Source organism: Synechococcus sp. R55.4 (assembly GCF_047461935.1).
Taxonomy (GTDB): Bacteria; Cyanobacteriota; Cyanobacteriia; order Thermostichales; family Thermostichaceae; genus Thermostichus.
Window position 1 is genome coordinate 23,404 of the sequence record NZ_JANSIF010000041.1, and the last position, 6,000, is coordinate 29,403.

At 58.1% G+C, this 6,000-nt stretch carries 5 protein-coding genes; all 5 read left to right on the top strand.

Annotation, left to right across the window (positions count from 1 at the left end):
- Positions 1-495: 495 nt before the first annotated feature.
- The 5 genes from rplI (at position 496) to NW842_RS10105 (ending at position 5,981) form a co-directional block, all read left to right on the top strand.
- The gene (rplI, locus tag NW842_RS10085) at positions 496-960 is read left to right on the top strand and encodes a 50S ribosomal protein L9 (RefSeq protein WP_414374005.1); all 465 of its coding nucleotides are present in this window, start codon (positions 496-498) and stop codon (positions 958-960) included.
- A 179-nt stretch (positions 961-1,139) separates the two neighbouring features.
- Positions 1,140-2,915 carry a replicative DNA helicase gene (dnaB, locus tag NW842_RS10090; RefSeq protein ID WP_414341640.1) on the top strand — a complete coding sequence of 592 codons (1,776 nt, stop codon included), beginning with the start codon at positions 1,140-1,142 and terminating at the stop codon, positions 2,913-2,915.
- A 131-nt stretch (positions 2,916-3,046) separates the two neighbouring features.
- Entirely contained in the window at positions 3,047-3,943 is an 897-nt protein-coding gene (locus NW842_RS10095; protein ID WP_414355858.1) for a universal stress protein, read from the top strand.
- Positions 3,944-3,990: 47 nt separating this feature from the next.
- The gene (gene larB, locus NW842_RS10100) at positions 3,991-4,824 is read left to right on the top strand and encodes a nickel pincer cofactor biosynthesis protein LarB (RefSeq protein WP_414417958.1); all 834 of its coding nucleotides are present in this window, start codon (positions 3,991-3,993) and stop codon (positions 4,822-4,824) included.
- A 260-nt stretch (positions 4,825-5,084) separates the two neighbouring features.
- The gene (locus tag NW842_RS10105; protein WP_414417959.1) at positions 5,085-5,981 is read left to right on the top strand and encodes a TerC family protein; all 897 of its coding nucleotides are present in this window, start codon (positions 5,085-5,087) and stop codon (positions 5,979-5,981) included.
- Positions 5,982-6,000: the final 19 nt, after the last annotated feature.

Here is a 6,000-nt window from a genome sequence, read left to right on the forward strand (position 1 = left end):
TTAAAACGAGGCTAAGCCCAGGTTATCTCTAGGGATATCCGCCAAATGTTGCAAACCCCTCAAGGGATCCCCTTTGGTGTCAGCCACTCCCTATCCTGGATTGGGTATCTCCCAAAACAGAGAACTTCCGCCTTTTGAGTTTGGAAAGGTGGCTTCTTCATCTTCCCGCCAAGGTTCAGAGCTGGAAGAGGACTCTAGAGACCTGCCAATCGGGAATAAGCTCTGAGAAGGGATCCCTCATGCCAAAGGGCTGAGGCGTAGGGGGCAGCTTGCTTTGGAGTTTATAGTCGTTTCAGGCTAGGGTGAGACGCCTGGGCTATTGAGAAAAGCCTTCTTCCCCCGTACATTATTGCTCCGTAACGCTGACGCGACGGCGCGACCAACGTTCTAGGTGGGGGTGCAGTGTCCTGGTTTGAATCGAAATGACCATAAGCTGACAATGGCTCTACTGAGCCTCTAGAATGGAGGGCTGTCGAGAAAAGAAGTGTCTTCCCAATGTCGAAACGTAACATGCAGGTTGTGCTGCGCCAGGCGATCCCAGGGCTGGGCAAGCCCGGAGAGATTGTCAACGTCAAGCCCGGCTATGCTCGCAACTACCTCTTCCCGCGGCAGATGGCGGTGCGGGTTACCCCTGGCATACTGAAGGAGCAGCAAATGCGCTTGGAGCAAGAAGCGGCTCGCAAGTTGGCGGAAAAGCAACAGGCGGAAAACTACAAGACTGCTCTGGAGACCATCGGTCGCTTTGTCATCCGTAAGAAAGTGGGAGAACACGACCTCCTATTTGGGCAGGTGACCACCAGCGATATTGCTGAGGTGGTGCTGGCTACCAGCGGTCTAGATATCGACCGCCGCAACATTCTCCTCAACGAGGAAATCAAAAAAACCGGGGTTTATCCCGTGCAGGTAAAGTTACACCCCGAAGTTACCGCTACGCTGCGCATTCAGGTTACTCCCGAATGAGGACTCACCTTCGAGGATCCCTGAGTTCCCGTGAGGGATCCCGGGGTGAGTAGGGTTTTTGCCTTAGGCAACAAGCGGGTATGCTCAGCCTAGAGCTTGACCCGCCTGACGATTGGAGCTGACTGGCTGAGAGGCCGGTTGCCCTAGGGCTGGGTTGATTTTCCTACTCCTGGCTTGTGGTGATCAGCGATTACGACTTAACGGGTGGGGATCGGCTTCCTCCTCAAAACATTGAAGCCGAGGAGGAAATCCTGGGGGGCATTCTCCTCGATCCGGATGCGTTGGTGCGGGTCGCGGAGTTTCTGCGTCCAGAGATGTTCTATATCTCTGCCCACCAAGAGATTTACCGGGCTGCTCTCCAACTGCACAGCCAAGGGCAGCCCACTGACCTGATGACTGTGTCTGCCTGGTTGGCGGATCATCATCTTCTGGAGCGGGTGGGAGGAACAGGGGCGATTCGTCGCCTGCTAGAGCAAACCGTCAGCAGCGTCAACATCGACCAGTATGCTCGCCTGGTGATGGATAAATACATGCGCCGCCAGTTGATCCAGGTGAGCAACACCCTGGCTCGTTTGGCCTACGATACCAGTCAGCCCCTGTCTCAGGTGATGGATCAAGCCGAGCAGCAGGTGTTTGGCCTCACCCAAGAGCGAGTGCAGCGTAGCCTCATCCCGGCTTCTGAGGTTTTGGTCAATATCTTCTCGGACTTGGAAGAGAAGTTCCAAAGCGGGGCACAGCTTCCGGGGATCCCGACCAAATTCATCGACCTGGATAACCTGACTCAGGGCTTGCAGCGATCCGACTTGTTGATCCTGGCCGGTCGTCCCTCGATGGGGAAAACCAGTCTTGCCCTCAACATTGCCCAAAATGTGGCTGCCTATGCCAAGCAGCCGGTCGCTATCTTTAGCCTGGAAATGTCGAGGGAGCAACTGGTGCAGCGGCTTTTGGCCAGCGAAGCCCGCATCGACAGCAGCCGTCTGCGCTCTGGGCGCATTAGCGAACACGAGTGGCAGCGCCTGGGCCAAGCCATTGGTTTTTTGTCGCAACTGCCCCTGTTCATCGACGATACCCCCGACTGTACTGTTACAGAAATTCGCTCCAAAGCGCGGCGTTTGCAGGCGGAACAGGGGGGAACGTTGGGGATGGTGTTGATCGACTACCTACAACTGATGCAGGGATCCGCCGCCGACAACCGGGTGCAGGAGCTGTCGCGCATTACTCGTGGCCTCAAGGCCATGGCCAAGGAGCTGATGGTGCCGGTGCTGGTGCTGTCTCAGCTCAGTCGAGCTGTTGAGTCTCGCTCCGATAAGCGCCCGCAACTGGCAGACCTGCGGGAATCGGGCTGTCTGGCCGGGGATACGCAGGTGATGGATGCGGATCGCGGCAAGATCTGGCGGTTGGATCAACTGGCGGCCCTACCGGCTGCGGCGGAACTGCCCCGCCTGCTCAGCTTGAACGGACGCGGACGCCTGGTGCCCCAGCAGCCGGTGAAGGTGTTTCGCAGCGGTCACCAGCCCACTTGTCTTCTGAAGACCCGCCTCAACTTTTCCATTCGCGCCACCGGCAATCACCCCTTTTTCACCCAACAGGGCTGGAAAACCTTGGACGAGCTGCAATTGGAGGAAGAGGTGGCGGTGGTGGTGCAGGAGGGGCTGATCTGGGATCCGGTGGTGTTCATCAGCGAGCCGGGGGAGCCTCAGCCGGTTTACGACATCGAGATGCCCCGCCATCACAACTTTGTGGCCAACGGGCTGCTGGTACACAACAGCATCGAGCAGGATGCCGATCTGGTGATGATGATCTACCGCCCCGAGTATTACGATCCCAACACCAGCGATCGCGGCATTGCCGAGGTCATCATTGCCAAACATCGCAACGGCCCCACCGGCACTGTGCGCCTGCTGTTCGAAAGCCAGTACACCCAGTTTCGCAACCTGGCAGATCCCAACCGCTGAGCAATCGACGCCGAAGAGGGATCCGGAGCTGCTGCCTTGGGAACAACCCCGCAAGGTGTTAGCTTAGGATCGCTGCGGGCCAAAGCGTTGCTCTTGAGCCGGCTACCCTCTCTCCTAATGCTCAAAACGATATGTTTAAAAACGTGTTAATTGCCACCGACCGCCGAGATGGCCTGCAGCGTTTTGGCAAGTGTCTAGAAGATCTGCACAGCAATGGCATCGAGCGCGTCACCTTCGTCCGCAGCGTAGATTGGCAAGAGGACGACATCGGCATTCCCGACGACATTACCCCCGAAGTCCAGGCAGAGCAGACCCAGTTGCAGAAGCTGCTGAACCCGATCCCGGCGGGGTTGGAAGTCAAGGCTCTGGTGCAGGCGGGCAGGCCAGCCGATCTAATCCTAAAAGGCATCCAAACCTATGGCTCCGATCTGCTGATTACAGGCATGGGTACCCACAACCTGCTCGCCGAAAAATTGTTCGGCAGCACCACCATGACGCTGTTGCCGAAGCTGAAAATCCCCCTACTGGTGATGCGCCCCCAACTGCTGGCTACCTTTACCCTGGAAGAATTGCGCTTGCGCAGCCGCCACCTGTTTCGCTGCCTCTTGGTGCCCTTTGACTTTGAGCAGCCGCGTCAGCAGTTGCTGAACCATCTCGGCCACCTGCTGCCCGGTACTTCCCAGTGCCAGACGCTTACCCTGCTCTACGTGGTGGATCCCAGCGCCCGCCGCAACCAAGGAACTCCGGTGGAGGTGCTCAAGCGCAAAGCCGAGGCTGACCTGGCCCAGGTGCTTGAACCCCTGAGCGAGCAGGTGAAGCCCGTACAGTTGCGCACCCTGGTGCGGGTGGGATCCCCTCTCAAAGAGATCCTAGCTACTGCTGCCGATGAAGACATGACGGCCATTGCCACTGCCTCCCCCCATGTGGGCAGCTTTTGGGAGTGGTCGGTTCGCAGCCTCACCGGCGAGATTTTGCGGCAAAGTTGGCATCCGGTGTTGTTTTTCCCGCGCGGGTCTTTGGCCCAATAAATCCAGGCAAGATCCAAGCCGAGTGTTGCAGATTGAACTCACCTTCCATGAACCCCCCTTCCACGACAGCGCTGCAGGATCTGTTTCGGGCGGTGGCCCAAGGGAAGCTCACCCCAGAGCAAGCTCTGCAGGCCTATCGCTTTCTGCCCTTCGAGCCGGTGGGAGATTTCGCCCATGTGGATCACCACCGTCCCTTGCGCACGGGCTTTCCCGAAGCCGTGTGGGGGCCGGGCAAGACCCCAGATCAGATTGCCCAGATCCTGGAGCAACTCCACCAGCGGGGATCCCTGGCCTTGGCCACCCGCATCGAAGCCCAGGTGTATGCCGAGATCCGCAGCCGCTTGCCCCAGGTGCAGTATTCCCAGGTGGCCCGCTTGTGTTGGATCCCGTCCCAGCAGGTGGTCAGCCATCCTGGACAGGTCAGCGTGATCTCCGCCGGCACTGCCGACTTACCGGTGGCAGAAGAAGCCGCCCTCACGCTCGAGCTTTCTGGGTTTCAGGTGAAGCGCCTCTGGGATGTGGGGGTGGCCGGGATCCATCGGCTGCTGCACAACCGGGCGGCCCTGCAAGCGGACGTGCTGATCGTGGTGGCGGGCATGGAGGGGGCCTTGGCCAGCGTGGTGGCGGGTCTGGCGGATTGTCCGGTGATCGCTGTGCCCACCAGCATTGGCTACGGGGCCAGCTTCCAGGGCTTGGCTGCCCTGCTCACGATGCTCAACTCCTGCGCAGCGGGGGTGGGAGTGCTGAACATCGATAACGGTTTCGGGGCGGCCATTCTAGCAGGCCAGATCCTGCGCTGTGGACAACGGCTGGCGGCTCGACTGAGCTCATCCGGCCCCACTGGAGATCCAACAGAGGATGGCCAGATTTCAGAAGGTTAAGAACTGTAAATGGATCCTGAGCCAAACAGGCTATACTCAGGCCATAGTTTAGGCTTGGGCTTTCTCTTTCCCATCCTTCGGGAGTTTGAGGGTGTTGCCTCTGGTCACCTAACTGGGTTCATGCCTTTTTCTGGGGTACCTTTATCCGAAGATGGGGAGGGTTCCTACGCTGGTTAACTGCTGTGTTGGACTGACTGGGGCGGACAAAACGCGCGAATATGCTAATTGATGCAACACTTGTCAAAAATGCAACAGATGCGATGGGGGCAACCTTGATCCTGGCGCAAGGGATGACTCAGTCCTTCACCTGGACAGATATTTTCTTGGTGGCGGCTTTGGTGTTTTTGGAGGCCGCCCTCTCTGCGGACAACGCCGTTGCCCTGGCGGCTCTGGTGAAGCATCTGCCCACCCCCCAGCAGCAGAATCGGGCCTTGCGCTGGGGCATCATCGGCGCTTACAGCTTTCGCATTGCCATTGTCTTTGCAGCGGTTTGGTTGGTGGAGTATCCGCCCGCCCAATTCTTGGGAGCCTGCTACCTGCTCTGGCTGGCCTGGCAGCACTTTCGGGGCGAGGAAGAAGGCCAAGAACAGGACATCACCCGCCACGCCAATTTTTGGCAGACCCTGGTGATGGTGGAACTGACGGATCTGGTTTTTTCTTTCGACAGCATCGCCGCTTCGGTGGGCGTCTCCCGCAAGGCTTGGGTAATCATCCTCGGCGGCATTCTCGGCATTACCCTGATGCGCTACATGGCTTCTCTGTTTTTGCGTTGGTTGGACGAGTTCTCTCACCTGGAAGACGCCGCTTTTGCCATCATCGCCTTGGTGGGGAGCACCATGTTGTTGGAGGTGTTTTTCCCCCAAATCGAGATCCCGGAGTGGGGGATGGTGGTGGCTGTGATCCCCCTATTTGTCTGGGGTTTCTCGCGGCGCGTGAAACTCAATTCGGAGCAGGATGAACAGCCGGAGCTGGCTGACGGAGAGAAGAGGGAAGAGAAAAGAGCAGGGGTTACAGACGAGATGGAAATCGTCCCCTCCGGTTGGGTGACTGCCCTTGAGGAAGACCTCGCCCCTGAGCCCCAGAGCAGAGAGAATGGAGAGGAGAGCATGCCTCTAACCCCCAAAACCCTGAACTTTGCTGAATTTACTGAGCTTTAGGCGGTTTGGCAAAAGTCAT

Excerpts from the sequence above, each read along its gene's own strand:
- larB (WP_414417958.1), top strand. The coding sequence starts at position 3,991 with ATGAACCCCCCTTCCACGACAGCGCTGCAGGATCTGTTTCGGGCGGTG.
- NW842_RS10095 (WP_414355858.1), top strand. The coding sequence starts at position 3,047 with ATGTTTAAAAACGTGTTAATTGCCACCGACCGCCGAGATGGCCTGCAG.
- rplI (WP_414374005.1), top strand. The coding sequence starts at position 496 with ATGTCGAAACGTAACATGCAGGTTGTGCTGCGCCAGGCGATCCCAGGG.
- NW842_RS10105 (WP_414417959.1), top strand. The coding sequence starts at position 5,085 with ATGGGGGCAACCTTGATCCTGGCGCAAGGGATGACTCAGTCCTTCACC.